At 57.0% G+C, this 14,773-nt stretch carries 13 protein-coding genes and 3 pseudogenes; 5 read left to right on the top strand and 11 right to left on the bottom strand.

The features are described from left to right. Nucleotide 1: 1 nt before the first annotated feature. Nucleotides 2–175: pseudogene (locus IOC61_RS17665) on the bottom strand (IS481 family transposase); the annotation flags it as partial. Here IOC61_RS17665 and IOC61_RS17960 point away from each other — a divergent pair. Together IOC61_RS17960 and IOC61_RS12325 are read left to right on the top strand one after the other, a co-directional pair. Further along, nucleotides 122–1,106, top strand: a pseudogene (locus IOC61_RS17960) (IS30 family transposase). The pseudogenes IOC61_RS17665 and IOC61_RS17960 sit on opposite strands and share 54 nt — an antisense overlap. A 356-nt stretch (nt 1,107–1,462) precedes the next feature. Further along, nucleotides 1,463–2,593, top strand: a complete 1,131-nt coding sequence (locus IOC61_RS12325; protein ID WP_229333109.1) for a zinc-dependent alcohol dehydrogenase family protein — start codon at nt 1,463–1,465, stop codon at nt 2,591–2,593. Between the two features lie 139 nt (nt 2,594–2,732). On the opposite strand, the gene IOC61_RS12330 is transcribed toward IOC61_RS12325, so the two are convergent. Then, nucleotides 2,733–4,346 (bottom strand): ABC-F family ATP-binding cassette domain-containing protein, encoded by a 1,614-nt coding sequence (locus IOC61_RS12330; RefSeq protein ID WP_195689079.1) that lies wholly within the window; start codon nt 4,344–4,346, stop codon nt 2,733–2,735. A gap of 189 nt (nt 4,347–4,535) precedes the next feature. On the opposite strand from IOC61_RS12330, the pseudogene IOC61_RS12335 reads away from it, so the two are divergent. Beyond that, nucleotides 4,536–5,815 (top strand): annotated as a pseudogene (locus tag IOC61_RS12335) (ISL3 family transposase). 227 nt (nt 5,816–6,042) lie between these two features. On the opposite strand, the gene IOC61_RS12340 reads toward IOC61_RS12335, so the two are convergent. The 3 genes from IOC61_RS12340 to IOC61_RS12350 form a co-directional block, all read right to left on the bottom strand. Continuing rightward, nucleotides 6,043–6,462: a hypothetical protein gene (locus IOC61_RS12340; protein ID WP_229333110.1), complete on the bottom strand. Its 420-nt coding sequence runs from the start codon at nt 6,460–6,462 to the stop codon at nt 6,043–6,045. Beyond that, nucleotides 6,443–6,643: a helix-turn-helix transcriptional regulator gene (locus IOC61_RS12345; RefSeq protein WP_195689081.1), complete on the bottom strand. Its 201-nt coding sequence runs from the start codon at nt 6,641–6,643 to the stop codon at nt 6,443–6,445. The genes IOC61_RS12340 and IOC61_RS12345 overlap by 20 nt, the downstream gene beginning before the upstream one ends. Nucleotides 6,644–6,796: 153 nt before the next feature. Next, nucleotides 6,797–6,934, bottom strand: a complete 138-nt coding sequence (locus tag IOC61_RS12350) for a hypothetical protein (protein WP_229333111.1) — start codon at nt 6,932–6,934, stop codon at nt 6,797–6,799. A 269-nt stretch (nt 6,935–7,203) separates the two neighbouring features. Here IOC61_RS12350 and cml point away from each other — a divergent pair, with 269 nt between their 5' ends. Next, a complete protein-coding gene (gene cml, locus IOC61_RS12355) occupies nt 7,204–8,403 on the top strand; it encodes a CmlA/FloR family chloramphenicol efflux MFS transporter (RefSeq protein WP_195689082.1) in 1,200 nt (399 codons plus the stop codon). A 422-nt stretch (nt 8,404–8,825) separates the two neighbouring features. Here cml and IOC61_RS12360 read toward each other — a convergent pair whose 3' ends face one another. Beyond that, on the bottom strand, nt 8,826–9,785 hold the full coding sequence (locus tag IOC61_RS12360; protein WP_195689083.1) for a DMT family transporter: 960 nt from the start codon (nt 9,783–9,785) through the stop codon (nt 8,826–8,828). A 308-nt stretch (nt 9,786–10,093) separates the two neighbouring features. Here IOC61_RS12360 and ada point away from each other — a divergent pair, with 308 nt between their 5' ends. Beyond that, entirely contained in the window at nt 10,094–11,227 is a 1,134-nt protein-coding gene (gene ada / locus IOC61_RS12365) for a bifunctional DNA-binding transcriptional regulator/O6-methylguanine-DNA methyltransferase Ada (RefSeq protein ID WP_195689084.1), read from the top strand. Nucleotides 11,228–11,293: 66 nt separating this feature from the next. On the opposite strand, the gene IOC61_RS12370 is transcribed toward ada, so the two are convergent. The 5 genes from IOC61_RS12370 to IOC61_RS12385 form a co-directional block, all read right to left on the bottom strand. Further along, nucleotides 11,294–12,256 (bottom strand): ISL3 family transposase, encoded by a 963-nt coding sequence (locus tag IOC61_RS12370; protein ID WP_229333112.1) that lies wholly within the window; start codon nt 12,254–12,256, stop codon nt 11,294–11,296. After that, nucleotides 12,153–12,560 carry a transposase family protein gene (locus IOC61_RS17670; RefSeq protein ID WP_324254718.1) on the bottom strand — a complete coding sequence of 136 codons (408 nt, stop codon included), beginning with the start codon at nt 12,558–12,560 and terminating at the stop codon, nt 12,153–12,155. The genes IOC61_RS12370 and IOC61_RS17670 overlap by 104 nt, the downstream gene beginning before the upstream one ends. Before the next feature lie 163 nt (nt 12,561–12,723). Beyond that, a complete protein-coding gene (locus tag IOC61_RS12375) occupies nt 12,724–13,041 on the bottom strand; it encodes a hypothetical protein (RefSeq protein WP_195689085.1) in 318 nt (105 codons plus the stop codon). A 90-nt stretch (nt 13,042–13,131) separates the two neighbouring features. Then, nucleotides 13,132–14,304, bottom strand: coding sequence for an MFS transporter (locus tag IOC61_RS12380; RefSeq protein WP_195689086.1), 1,173 nt, complete (start codon nt 14,302–14,304; stop codon nt 13,132–13,134). Then, entirely contained in the window at nt 14,301–14,642 is a 342-nt protein-coding gene (locus IOC61_RS12385; protein ID WP_195689087.1) for an ArsR/SmtB family transcription factor, read from the bottom strand. The genes IOC61_RS12380 and IOC61_RS12385 overlap by 4 nt, the downstream gene beginning before the upstream one ends. Nucleotides 14,643–14,773 lie beyond the last annotated feature (131 nt).

The following is a 14,773-nucleotide window of genomic DNA, read 5'->3' on the forward strand; positions in this document are numbered from 1 at the left end:
TTTAACCTAGGTGTCGTCCCGTGTGATTAACCACCCGCTTGGTAAATAACTCAGGACGTTTGACCTGCCATTCCTTTATCGCTGCGATCGGTGACTGATGGTGCAGCGCCTTCTGCGGTATATGGTGATTGTACAGCCAAGCGTAGCGCTTGAGCGTCTGTTCCAAATTCACACCTGCTATGACTCGGGCATCAATCAGCGCCAGATCAGCAGGGCTGGGCATCAATAACTTCACGATCAGCCGTGAACTGCGCCGCAACGCCACCGCTAGCGGCTTCGACCCCGAATAGGCACAGGCCCGTAGTGATCACCGGCGGTGCACCACCTAGAAGTGGGCGAGGCGCTTACCCAGTATGTTCGACGACGTCTTCGACCGGCTGCCTGAGGAGTGGAGCCCGGGGCAGATCGGCGGACTCATGTTACCTTAACCGGTGTAGGCGTCAGTCACCAGTGGATCTACTCTTTGATCTGGGGTGACAAGGCCTGCGGTGGCGATCTCTGGCAGCACTTCCGCCAATCCAAACGGCGAAGCAAGCACCTTGCCCAGGCCAAGAGCGCAGTGTTTCGCAAGATCCTCAACCGCGTAGGCATCGAGAATCGCACGGCCGAGCTTGATGACAGGCTCTCCATCAGTCAATGGAAGGGTGACACCGTGACCCTGAGGCACAAGCAATCGGGCCCGGTCAGGTTGGAAGAGCGGCGTAGTGGCTACCTGCTGGCAGCACGGCTGCCCAAATTCAGCGGAGCTGACGCAAGCGGCTGTGGTCTGATTGTTGAATCCACGTCTGGCAGCTGGTTAGACCATCGCTATGGCTCGGAATTCTCCGGCTACGAAGCCGTGGCTATGGTGGTGACGGCGACTATGTACCTCTGTGATCCCTACTGCCCCGGGCAACGTGGGACTAACGAGAACACCAATGGCCTGATACGGAAGTACTTCCCCAAGTGAAAGAACTTCCGCCAGGTCACTGATGCCAAGCTGCGCCAAGTGGTCAAGAAGCTGAATGACTGTCCTGAAAAGGGCTCGGCTATCGGACACCGGCACAGGTATTCCTGGGGAATGCTCTGGAGCCCTGGATACCGCAGATGCTGCGCTTATTGCTTAAAATTCAGGGAATACTCCGACGACACAATGTACTGCTAGGTGGACTCACCAGACCCCATAGCCTGGGAGTGATGCAATGTATGTGGGAATGGCACGTTTCGGAAAGCGTGCAGCTCACCAACGTGATCTGCTCGACCACTGTAGGCAGGACTCACTTTGGCGCGGCATCGGAACCGATGAGGCGTTTAGTAGGCTTGGTAGGCCGCTAAGCTGGTATCGTATCCCTTGGTGGATTTTATAGTATGGCAAAGTGTTTCCGTGACACGATATACGGCCTAGATGGTTGTCGATAGACTGAATCGAGCGCATGCGGCGCGCCATAAGCATAATGGCCCGATTTTCAGTAGAGAGATGGCAATGACGATAGGTCGTGGCAGCGCCATGTTGGGTCGGTTGGTTGCTACGCTTGGGCGTTGTGGCAGCCATCTTCGTGGCATGGTTGGAATTTTTTTGTATAAAGATACTAATGAGTTAATATGTGTCAATGTTGCCTTTATATATTGGATGTGTGAAATGAATGCGAGAATTAAGCAGTTTTGCTTCGGTAAGCCCGAAGAGTCACTGACGTTAGAGCGTGTTCCATTGAGGGATCTTGAGAGAGATAAAGTCCGAGTCAGGGTCGAGGCGGCAAATATTAACCCAAGCGATCTTTTGTCTATTTATGGTGTTGGGCAATATAGGCACTTTCATAAGCCCCCTAGAGTTCCTGGTTTTGAAGCCGCTGGTAAGGTTGTAGAATCCAACCATCCAGGTTACTCAGCGGGCCAAAGAGTGATATTGGCTGCGAGTGGTGCATGGCAGGAGTATATAGACGCATTACCGGATAATATTTTTCATATCCCTCAAGATCTGGAAAGTGGTTATGCATGTCAGTTGTATATTAACTCTTTAACAGCCTGGGCTATGACAACCGAGGTTGCGAATCTTTCGGAAAGAGATGTTGTGATTATTAATGCTGGTCGCTCAGCAATAGGCAAGATATTTTCTCAATTATCATCTTCGCTGGGATACACAGTTATTGTCATCACATCAAGTCCTGAAAACTATCCATATCAATCGAACTATGTGTTGAGTTCAAGTGATGACTTTTGTCGTGAGATTGTGAGTATGGGTTTGCCTAGACCCAACATCGCATTTGACGCTATTGGTGGTGAAGAAGGAGAAAAGCTACTTTACACCCTGTGTAATAAAGGTAGGTTTATAAACTATGGTACTCTTTCTTTAAGTTTTTATGGTTCTAGGTTTTTTGAATGTTTGAGAGATCGGCAGATAGATTTTAGTACCTTCTTCTTACGTCATTGGGAGAGCTCGATTGGAAAAGATTCTCGGCGTGAAAATTTCAAAAAAATGCTGGAGCACTTTATGGTTCATAAGATGAGCCTTGATGTTGATAGGTATGTCCCGTTTGAAGAGTTTAAATTGGCCATGAATGTTTACGAGCTAAGATCAAGGTCTTTGCTCGGAAAGCTGGTTTTTACACCTGATTAGATTTCAGCACGCAATTTTTATTTCATGGTTGCTGTGAATGGGCATCCGGATTATCTGGTTGATACGCGCGTTAGCGTTCAAAAGTAGAACTCAGGTGAGCAACGGAAAATATGGTTTATCGTGACACACGATATTTCCGTCAAAGTGGCTCCAAAATCCAGCCTTGTTCAGTAGCAAGCAAGCGTTCTGTTAGCCCGAGGTTTTCCAGAAATGAGTCATCATGCGACACCACGATCAACGTGCCTTGGTAACTACTCAACATGATTTCCAATGCCTGTACTGAGGGCAAATCAAGGTGGTTGTTCGGCTCATCAAGTAACAACAGTTGCGGTGGTGAATCGGCGTAGAGTATGCAAGCGAGAGCTCCCTTTAGGCGCTCACCGCCGCTCAGCGACCCGCTAGGTGTCGCTATCTTTTGCGCGTCAAGTCCTAGTTGAGCCAAGCGCATGCGCAGGTCCCCTTCGGTAGCGGTGCGATTGGCTAATTGTAACTGTTCTAGTACCGTCTTCTCTGGATCCTGATTTTCTAATCGCTGATCGAGATATGCGTTCTCGGGCGTCACCTTGGATACCCCAGCCAAAGGCGCAACTTGGCCTGCAAACACTCGAAGCAACGTGGATTTACCACAACCGTTCGGGCCGACCACACCTATACGCTGCTGCCCACCCAGGAGCAAGCTTATGGTTCGGGTTGCTCCCGATACGTATGGTAGCTCTACGTCATTCAGTTCTGCCACGCGACGCTTTGCGACCTGCGTGATTGGTATTTCGTGCAGTGTTATTTGCGACTCATCTTCAACTTGCTGTGCGGCTTCACGCACGCGTTGGTTGAGTTGTGCCCGGCTGGAGGCCTGTTTCTGGCGCAGCGCGCCTGACGATGTTTCGCTGCGCGCTTTTTGGCGATCCAGCAAGATCTTGGCTTGATTGGCCTCTTTGCCTCGCCGATTACCGCGCGCTTGCCGTTGTTCCTGCCGTACACGCTGCTTCCGCATCGCCTGTTCCTGCCGTTGGCGTTCAAGCTTGCGCTCACTCAGGCTTTGTTGGGCGTTCTGTCGTTCATGTGCCTTAGCCTCGGCATAAAATGAGTAGTTGCCTCCGTAGCTTTGCAGCCCCAGGGAAGACAATTCCACGATGCGCTCCATGGACTCCAGCAACTGCCTGTCATGGCTGACCACGATCAGCCCACGCGGCCAGCGTTGTAGTTGTTCGATCAGCGCCTGTCGGTTCGGTCGATCGAGATGGTTGCTCGGCTCATCGAGAATCAAGAAGTCTGCATCCGAGAGCATGGCACCAATCAAGGAAATTCGCATCGCCTCACCGCCGCTCAGGATGCCGGCAGGCGTATCTGCTTCAAGGTGGCTCAAGTTATTGCGCTCAAGTTCATAGCGGAGTTGCTGATGTATGTCCCAGTGATCTCCTACGGCATCGAAATCCTCCGGTGCTGTACTGCCTGACTCAATACGAGCTAGCGCATCCAGCGTGTGCTTTACCCCCGCCAAGTCGGCCACTGTAGAACCATCAGGGTGCACCACTTGCTGGGCGAGGTAATGCACGCTACCGGAGCACTGGCAGTGACCGGTGGTTGGTTGTAACAACCCAGCCAAGATGCGTGCTAGCAAAGTTTTACCGACACCATTGCGTCCGACCAATCCTGTTGAGCGCATATCGAACTGCTCGCGAAGGTCGGAGAAAAGAGTTCTGCCGTCTGGCAGAACGTGGGACACGTTTTTCAGTACGAGATGGGTATTCGTCATGCTCTATTCCAAAGATGCCAAGAACTCCCTCTGCTACTGGGGGCTGGTGGAGACTGGCCGTCATAACAACGGCGGCATCAATGACGCATTGGACAAACACCTCATATTGGAAGGAATAGTCTAATTATTGTACAAGAACTTGCAGAAATGGACAATGCAGTAATTTCAGCTGATTGAACCAACAAACTCATGACCGAGATGCTCGACAACATCCTGCACCTGCCTGAGTACCAGGTACTGGGCTTCAAATCCACCGACGACGAAATGCACTTCCAGGTGGATGCGCCCAATCCCATCGCCTGCTGGGAACGCGGCGTGCAGGGTGAACTCGTGCGGTTCGGCAAGCGTGATGTTCCCTATCGTGATCTGCCCATCCACGGCAAGCGTGGGTGGTCCGCCGACGGTACACCTGCCGGGCCTGCAAGGCTACCTTCAGCCCCAGCTGCCGGAGATGGTAGACGGCTATCGCATGACACTGCGGCTGCATGAGTACGTGGAGAAGGAAGCCTTCAACCATCCCTATACCTTCGTGGCAACACAGACCGGCCTGGACGAGAAGACGGTACGCGACATCTTCAGCACCCGTGCCGAGTTTTTGGGGCGCTGGCACCGCTTCGAGACGCCCCGCATTCTGGGCATCGACGAGCTGTACCTGAACAAGCGCTACCGCTGCATCCTGACCAACATCGAGGAGCGAGCCCTACTCGACCTGCTGCCCACTCGCCGACAGGACGTGGTGACCAACTACCTGATGAAGCTGCAAGACAGGCAGAAGGTCGAGATCGTCAGCATGGACATGTGGAACCCCTACCGGGCAGCGGTCAAGGCCGTGCTGCCACAGGCCCGCATCGTGGTCGATAAGTTCCATGTGGTGCGCATGGCCAACGATGCGCTGGAAAAGGTGCGCAAGGGGTCTCAGGAAGGAGCTGAAACCCTCCCAGAGCCGAACCCTCAAGGGAGACCGGAAAATCCTGCTGAAACGCGCTCACGAAGTTTCAGACCTAGAACAACTCATCATGGAGACCTGGACGGGCGCATTCCCGCAACTGCTGGCTGCCTACGAGCACAAGGAATGCTTCTACGGCATCTGGGACTCCACCACACGGCCTCAAGCAGAAGCCGCTCTGGACGACTGGATAGCCACCACCCCGAAGGGCCAGAAGGAAGTCTGGAACGATCTGGTCAAAGCTGTGGGCAACTGGCGCGAAGAGATCATGACCTACTTCGAGACGGACATGCCGGTAACCAACGCTTACACGGAGTCCATCAACCGACTGGCTAAGGACAAGAACCGTGAAGGGCGTGGTTACTCCTTCGAGGTAATGCGGGCACGAATGCTCTACACCACGAAGCACAAGAAGAAGGCCCCGACTGCGAAAGTCTCTCCGTTCTACAAGAAAACCATCGGTTACGGACTGCCGGACTTCGCAGAGGAACTCAACTACGGAGTCGATCTATCAACCATCTGAGGGTGGCATCAGGTTGGTGGGGTGAAGGTGCCCGATCAACCATTAAATCCGTATACCCCTGTGAATAAAGGAATCTTTTTGGCTATAGGACGCAGAGTACTCAGGCCGCGTGGTTCCGAGGAGCTTGATCGTTTCGGTCCTCCTGGAAGCATGGCAACAACTCGCCATTGCGACAGACGGAACGAGCGAAGCGGAGGCTGGTCATCGCTGGCCGTCACCTCGACGAACTACAAGCGGCGGCGCAAGATCGCTGTGGCGCACATATGGGTGGTGCCGCCGACGAAGCAAATCAGTGTGAAGGCGCCGGTGGTCCCATGCGCCATCTCCCAGATAAAGCCGATCAGGGCGACGCCAACTACTGCATGGTAGGCGATCGCCACGGCACGCTGCTGGATCAGCGCATGGCGTTCATCTAGTGGTGGATCCTGACTGAGCACCTGGACGGTCTCGAAGCGTTGGCCATGGCGCATTACTGTCGCGTAGGCAAGCATGATCGCGAGCATCGCCACACCCTGGTCGGGAGCATCCGCCACCAGCCACGAGACCAAGAACATGGCCGCTCCCAGGGCCACGCCAACCAGCGGCACGGCTATCGGCCGTCGTTGGACAGGGGAAGGGGTGGAAGAGTCAGGTCTCGGATCGGTCATCGAATACCTCCTCAACAGGTTTGCCGAAGAACCTTGCCAACTTCAGTGCAAGGGGTAACGAGGGCACGTAGCGGCCGACTTCGATGGAGTTGATGGTGTTGCGTGACACGCCCAGCGTATCGGCCAGGTCAGCCTGGGTCAGGCCTTGTGCCTCGCGCAGCACGCGAATCAGATTTTCCATATGACAAGCATACTTGTCATATGGAGTGATGTTAACTTACCTGAGGTTGCTGGTAGGGCATGACTCCATGGGGCACTATGCCCGGTCGACAGGCTTACGACATTGCAAGCCACATCATCGGCTCGATCCCTCTCGCCGGGCCTTCCAACACGCCTAGGCCACGCTTCGGATCCACCGCCACGGCCGGCCGTCGATGGACACTAGCCCGAGACCGATCAGCTCCATGCCGGCCAGGTGGCGCCACTCCAGCCGCTCGCCCAGCAGAATGGCGCTGGCCGGGTGCCTTGCCATTCCCTGCTTCTGGTGGGGCGCTCGCTGTTTCAGGACGCTTTCTGGCTACCGCTGGGGCATTGAGAGAGTGTCCCCTGCTACATCCTTGGCGGAGTCGAGTGAAGCTGATATGGTATAAGCACACTCATAAGCCAAGATGTACATGAGCATGTCTAAAAAAGCCGTCAAGTAAGCCGCAACAACATTTTTTCAGTTGTTGCGGCGTTCTCATACATCTCTTCTTACTCTGCGAGAGCGCCGCCAAATCCTTGCTATAAGGAGAAGGTTTAGTGCGCTCAAAAAATCAATCTTGGCGGTATTCTCTTGCCGCGACAGTTCTGCTGTTATCACCATTCGATTTGCTGGCATCACTTGGTATGGACATGTATTTGCCTGTGGTGCCATTCATGCCCGATGCGCTTGGCACCACTGAAGAGACGGTCCAGCTTACGTTAACAGCTTATCTGGTACTGATAGGCGCTGGGCAGCTTCTGTTTGGGCCCCTGTCGGATCGGCTGGGACGTCGCCCCGTCTTGCTTGCTGGTGGTGTTGCCTTCAGTGTGGCTTCTATTGGCCTCGCCATAGCTTCGTCAGCCGAACTGTTCCTTGGTTTACGAATTGTTCAAGCTTGCGGTGCCTCGGCGTGTCTCGTTGCCATGTTTGCAACAGTGCGAGACATCTACGCAGGTCGCGATGAAATTAATGTCATCTATGGGTTGCTAGGTTCTATGCTGGCTATCGTACCTGCGGTAGGGCCATTATTGGGAACGCTAGTCGATAGTTGGTTGGGATGGCGGGCAATTTTCGCTTTGCTAGGAATTGGGATGATAGCCACTTGTTTGGTTGCGTGGCGATTCTGGGCTGAAACACGTACGCAACGTGCCCAGGGCTTACAATACTCGAAGCTATTGATTCCAATGAAGCGATTGAATTTCTGGCTGTATACCTTGTGTTACAGCGCGGGAATGGGGAGCTTCTTTGTCTTTTTCTCGACTGCTCCTCAATTAATGATGGCGAGGCAAGGGGTGTCGAAGCTCAGTTTTAGTTTGCTATTTTCAACAGTGGCCATAGCGATGATGGGCACAGCGCGAATCATGGGGCGACTGATTCCGCGGTGGGGTAGCCTGAACACTTTGCGGATGGGGATGGGGTGCTTAATGGCAGGGTCTAGTTTCCTCGCTATGGGAGAGTTATGGGCACCGTCATCGGTTCTTGGCTTCATCGCCCCTATGTGGCTTGTGGGGGTAGGTGTTGCAACTGCAGTTTCTGTGGCACCCAATGGTGCCCTTCGGGGATTTGATCATATTGCCGGTGCCGTTACAGCAGTCTACTTCTGTTTGGGGGGGCTGCTGTTAGGCAGTATAGGGACAATCATCATTTTTCTATTGCCAAGTGGTACTGCTTGGCCGGTCGTTGCTTATTGCATGACTCTCGCAATAGTCGTACTTGGTCTATCCTTCATAAAGTCTGCGAGGCACCATCGTGGATAAGAATCATGAGTTACCGTCGCTCTGGGAGGCGCCAATTGCGCGTAAGAGGACCCTGGCCATGAATGGCGTGAGCATTGCGAGTTTCCTGTAACCTCTTCGTGTTGGCGCCCCGTGAGCTTCTAGACGAACAGGCCCGACACAGAAACGATGAGATGCAATTGCTGGTATGAGGGCGATAGGTGAGGCTATGATTGTTGTCATACAACGTCAATTTTTATCTTGTTACTAAGGCATCGATAAAGTGTCGGGTTCTGTATGATTAGGCTATCGTGATCCTGGAGCGCTTAATTATCTCGGCGCTTCGGGAAGCGTATTGGCAACTCACCTTCGCCACAGAAGGGGCGAGCGGAGCCGAGGCTGGACATCGCTGGCGGTTTCCTGCCGCTCTGGCAAGGCGCCTGCCTACGAGTCTGCACGCCGCATTATCGGCTTGGTCCCTCTCGCCGGGCCTTCCAACATGCGTAGGCCACGCTTCGGAGCCACCGCCACGGCCGGCCGTCGATGGATACCAGCCCGAGGCCGATCAGCCCCATGCCGGCCAGGTGGCGCCACTCCAGCCGCTCGCCCAGCACGAATATCCCCAGCAGAATGGCGCTAGCCGGGATCAGGAACGTGACCAGCAACAGGTTCGTCGCCCCCGCGCTCGCCAGCAGGCGGAAGTAAATCAGGTATGCCAGGGCGGTCGAGAACAGTGCCAGGCCAACCACCGCCGACCAGGTAGCCAGTCCCGGCCAGGGCGATTGCCAGAAGCGCTCCACCCCCAGGGCTAAGGGCATCAGCACCAGTGCCGAGGCCGTGACCTGGCCACAGGCGGCTACCAGGGGCGAGCAGCCCAGCCGGCGAAAGCGGCGCCCGAAGACCCCGGCAAAGGCATAAGAGAGGGCGCCGGCCAGCACCGCCAGCTGTGCCCAGGAGTGGCTGGCGGTACCCGCGTGAACCTCGCTGCCCAGCATGTACACCACACCGGCGAAGCCGATGGCCACGCCCAGGAGGCGGCCTGGGGTGAGAGGCTCGTCGCGGGTGAGGAAATGCGCCACGATGAGGGTGAAAAATGGCGTGGTGGCGTTGAGAATCGATGCTAGGCCACTGGCGATATGCCCCTGCCCCCAGGCGATCAGGCTGAAGGGAATCATGTTGTTGAGCAGGCCCATGCCGAAGAAGGCGGCCCATAGCCCCGGGTCGAGTGGCATGCGCTGGCCCCGCAGGAGAATCCAGGCGTTCAACGCCACGGCGGCCAGGCCCACTCGCAGGGCCACGATGGTGAGTGGCCCGAGATCCTCGACGACCACTCCCACGAAAAAGAACGAGCCGCCCCACAGCATCGACAAGCTCAGCAATAACGCCCACTCCATGGGCCCCATGGTTCGGTCGATCGTCTTCATCGCTACTACTCCGGTCGGGGAAACCCTAGCAGCCTAGGTCAGTGAAGCGATGAGGGAACTTCGATTCTTGCTTCGGAACTCGAAGGGGAGGTCGTGCGACTCACTATCTTGTTGAGGCCCTCCACTGGTGGTCGCTATCGGCGTGGTAGAGTAGTAGAGGGTCGAGGCCGTCACGCGAGCAGAGCGGGCATGCCTCGCCATCCAGCGCGCGTGAGATTGCTTTGAAAGCAAGAGGCGGAGTGTGCCAGTCGCCGCCGGGGCGCATCCTGCACTCATGGAGATTGCCGCAGCCTCTGCAGGAGCCCGCCATGAACGAGACATCCGACGATTCCCTCCTACGCTTCGATTCCGATGAGGCCAAATGGGCCGCGGTACTGGCCCGCGACGCCGCCGCGGACGATGCCTTCGTCTATGCCGTGCGCACCACCGGGATCTATTGTCGCCCCACCTGCCCATCGCGCCGGCCGCGCCGTGAAAACGCCGAGTTCCATGCCGATGCGGCCGCCGCCGAGGAGGCGGGGTACCGGCCCTGCCAGCGCTGTCGTCCCCAGGAGGCCACCTCCTTGCCCCAGCAGCACGCCCAGCTCGTCGCCAGGGCCTGCCGCCTTATCGAACACGGCGAAGCACTGCCATCGCTCGACGAACTGGCCCGGGTGGCGGGGTTGAGTCGGTTCCATTTCCATCGTGTCTTCAAGTCGGTCACCGGTCTCACGCCCAGGGCCTACGCGACCGCTTGCCGGGCGGATCGTGTGCGCCAGGCACTGACGCAGCAAGAGACGGTCACTGATGCGATCTATGAGGCGGGCTTCAATTCCAGCGGACGCTTCTATGCCGGTGCCGAACGCATGCTGGGCATGACCCCCAAGCGGTACCGCGAGGGAGGCAAGGGCATGGAGATTCAGTTCGCCCTGGGAGAATGCTCGCTGGGCACGATACTGGTGGCGTCCAGCGAAAAGGGCATCTGTGCCATCTCCCTGGGCAGCGATCCGGAGCGGCTGTTGCAGGCGTTCCAGGACCAGTTCGCCAACGCCCACCTGATCCCCGGGGGCAAGCGCTTCGACGCCTGGGTGGCCAAGGTGGTGGCGTTCGTCGAGGCGCCGGGGGTCGGACTGTCACTGCCGCTGGATATTCGTGGGACCGCTTTTCAGCAGCGCGTCTGGCAGGCGCTGACCGAGATACCCGTCGGCAGCACGATCAGCTATGCGGCGTTGGCGGAGCGGATCGGCTCTCCCAAGGCGGTGCGTGCCGTGGCGAGGGCCTGCGCCTCCAACCCCCTCGCGCTTGCCATTCCCTGCCACCGGGTTGTGCGCAGCGACGGGGCGCTCTCCGGCTACCGTTGGGGCGTGGAGAGAAAGCGTACCTTGCTAAGGCGAGAAGCAGCACGTGGAGAAGCCACCAAGTTAACGGGGAAAGAGGTGGGGAGAAGCGATGAGTCAATATAAGGAATATGTGTTTAGTGAAAATTTATTAGGGTAATCCGCATACCGGATTATAGGGTTGAAACAGGGCTATAAACGCCCGGCCTGGATCTCCTGAACCAGTGTTGGTAGGTCTACGCCATAGTTGGTTGCTGACCCAGGCTCTGCAACGCCATAGAATGGAATCCTGCCTATAGCACCTTCGGCTATCCGTTGACGCTGATAACGGGGCTTCTTGATCTTCTGAAAGCCCTCCGTGAACAGGATTTTGGCTCGTAGTGCCTCAAAGCTGTAGCCTCGGCCCACACGATTCACAACACGGATCAGGTTGTTCAGTGACTCGGTGTATGCGTTGGTAATTGGGTGGTCAAAATACGCAAATATGTCGTCATGCCAGTTGCCCATGGCTTTGATCAGTGGATCGAAGTGCACTTTCATTTCCGGGGTAATTTGACGCAGCCAGGCGTAATAGGCTTCCTGCGCCCGGTGTCGAGTCTGGCAGTCCCATATCTCGAAAAACGATTCTTTCAGCTCGTAGGCTTGGCCTATCTCCGGATATTTCAGCGTCCAGCCGGAAAATCGCATGTATTGGGCATCTGACAGCTCGTGACGCCGTTTCAGCAAGACGAACCTATCTCGCATCAACCCACGGCGCTGTTGTGGCGTCAGGGCGATTCTGATGGCCTTTCTGGCGCGTTCCAGTGATTCGTTCGCCATCCGGATAACATGGAACTTGTCGATGATTACCGTGGCGTCAGGCAGAACGGTTTCCACCGCCTGACGGTAGGGTCGCCACATATCCATTGCCACATAGCGCACCTGGTCGCGGTCAGTGCGTTTGCTCAGGTAGCGTGTAACCGTAGTTTTGTTCCGGTTGTCCAGCATATCCACGATGGTCTGCTGCTCAATGTTGGTGATTACGCAGGGGGGTTTGATGATGTGGATTTCGTCAATACCGAAACCATTGCGGCATTTCAAATTTGAGCGTTTTTTCCAATCGCTCGCAGTAGTCGTTAAATATGTTGCGAATGGTCTTTTCATCAACTCCAACATCCTCAGCCACACCAGAAAACGTGCGCCGCAGGCTCTCACGCTCGATGTACTGGATCAGTCGGTGGGTCATCTGCCGCTTGTTGTCTTTGTGCGGCACAAGCTCCAGAAACGTCTTTCGGCAGGACTGGCAGCGATAGCGACGGCGGTTAAGCATGATGCCTGTTCGTTTGCCGTGGACTGGGGTATCCATGATCACTTCATCACGTCGGCCAAAGCCAACGATTTCAGAGTGATTGCAGTTGGGGCAACGAGTAGGCGGTTCGGTAACTTCGGCGTGTACCTGGTAATCGTGCTCCAGCTCCACTACCTGGAGCACTTTGTAATCATGCCAGTTGAGAATGTTTGTCATAGGCAAAAGAGAGGGGCCGAAGCCCCTCCCGATACTCCAGTAATGCTCGTTTACTCTTTCGCGCCTTGTTCCAGTTCGGGTCCATGTAGGAATGTCCCGCTGCCGCGATTCTGTATAGCTATTCCAGCCTCGATTCGGCTTTTTCGATGCGCTTTTTATGCCGCTTCGTGCTTTTCAGGAATTCAAGGTGGTCGTAGCTCAATTGGATCTCATCGGCGGCAGTCATCCCATAAAGCCCTCGACCAGCACCAAGGCGGTACAGGGTGACATGAGAGGTGATTCTCTCTCCTTCTTGCCAGTCCTTTTCGACTAGCATGGTGCCCGCCTCGAAGTGATGCCCTGCCGGCGTGTCGATGAACACACGCCAAGTGTCCTGAGTCTCCAGCCGGAAATACAGTTCCCGGCCTTCGCTATCGATGTGGACAGTATCAGACATAGCCCGCTCCATTTGCCGAGAGACGAACCCCGTGGCCTTCGTGGTCACGGGGTTCTCGCGTCGGCGGTCATAGCGCCATCAGATACTCGATCATGCAGTACTCTTGCAGGCCGCCACCTGAGCGGAGTCGAGAGACCTGCACGTCGTGATCCAGCCGGTGAGCGCCAACGCGAGCACGGCGGGGATGAGCGCCCAGGCGGCGAGATCGGCTGCTCCGATTCCGGCGGTGAGAAGTGCGCCGCCGAGCGCTGCGCCGACGGCGGAGCCGAGGTATATCGCGGCCATCTGGAACGCGATGATCGGCATCGCCTGCGCGGGCCGGTCCGCCGTCAGGGCCTGCTGCAGCGTGGGGACGCTCGCCCAGCCGGCTGCGCCCCAGACCGCTGCTGCGGCCAGCCACATGATCGGTGAAGCGGTTAGCCAGGCCACGGCGAAGCTCAGCGCCAGCAGGACAGGCAGCACGATGAGCAGGGGCTTGGGGCCGAACCGATCGAGGGGCCTGCCGATCAGCGCAGACCCGGTGACGCCGCCGATGCCCCACGCCCAGACCAAGGCGAAGCCCAATCCTCCGAGCCCCCGGTCCTCGGCCATGGGCAGCAGATAGGTGTAGAGGCCCAGGCTGGCGACGCCCAGCAGGAAGGCGGCCATGACGCCGACGCTAGTCCGACTCGATCGCAGAACCGTGAACGCGGATCCTCCTGCCGCCGCGTCGAGCCGCGGGAGCGTCTTCGCGCGGAAGGCCAGCGCCGCCATGCTGACCACGCCGATGAGCACGACCAGGGCCATGGTCCAGCGCCACCCAGCGCTCTGGCCGATGAGCATCCCGACCGGGACGCCCGCGACGGTCCCCATGGAGAGGCCGAAGGTCACGAGCGACATGGCGCGACCACGCTCATGGTCGGCGACCATCGCCGCAGCCGTGGCGGTCGCAACGGCCGTGAGGATACCCGCACCCATTCCGGCCACCACGCGCGAGGCGAGGAAGACCTCGATCCCGGGCGAGAGGGCGGTGATGAGGTTGCCGAGGTTGAACACCCCGAGCGCGATGAGCAGCGCGCTGGCCGTGCTGCCGCGGGTGAGCCGCCCAGATAGGAGCGGACCGGCGAGGGCGTACGCACTGGTGAATGCGGTGACGCCCAGGCCAATCATCGCCACGGTGGTCGTCAGCGAATCCGCTATCTGGGGAAGGACGCCGGCGAGCACGTAAGCGTCGATCCCGAGCGAGATGGCGGCGACAATCAAGGGCCATAGCTTGCGGATCATACATTGGCCTCCCCGCGGTCGCCATCGTCGCTCTCGTAGCCGGTGAGCACCGTGCCGAGCAAGCCGGGGAAGCGCGCGTCGAGGTCCTCGCCGCGCAGCTTGATCATGCACTTACGGCCCTCGGCGCGCACGAAGACCACCCCGGACTCGCGCAGCAGGCTCGTGTGGTGGGTCAGGGTCGAGCGCGGCAGATCGGGGCCGAGGTCTATGCTGTCGACCTCCCCTTGCTCGGCGAGCATCTTCACCATGTTCAGCCGCAGCGGCTCGCTGAGGGCGAAGAGCACTCGCGCGATCGCTATCTCCTCGACATCTGGATGGTGGTAGGTCCGTGGGGGCATGGAGCGTCTCCTGTCGTGCGAAATTTATCGCACGATTATAGTTCGAGAATTGTCGCACGGTCAAATCGGCAGTTCCTCTCACTAAGATCCGAGCCCTCGTAGGGTTATGCGCATGTCACTTGACGACCTTC

Origin of the sequence: Halomonas sp. KAO, from assembly GCF_015595025.1 — a bacterium.
GTDB lineage: Bacteria > Pseudomonadota > Gammaproteobacteria > Pseudomonadales > Halomonadaceae > Halomonas.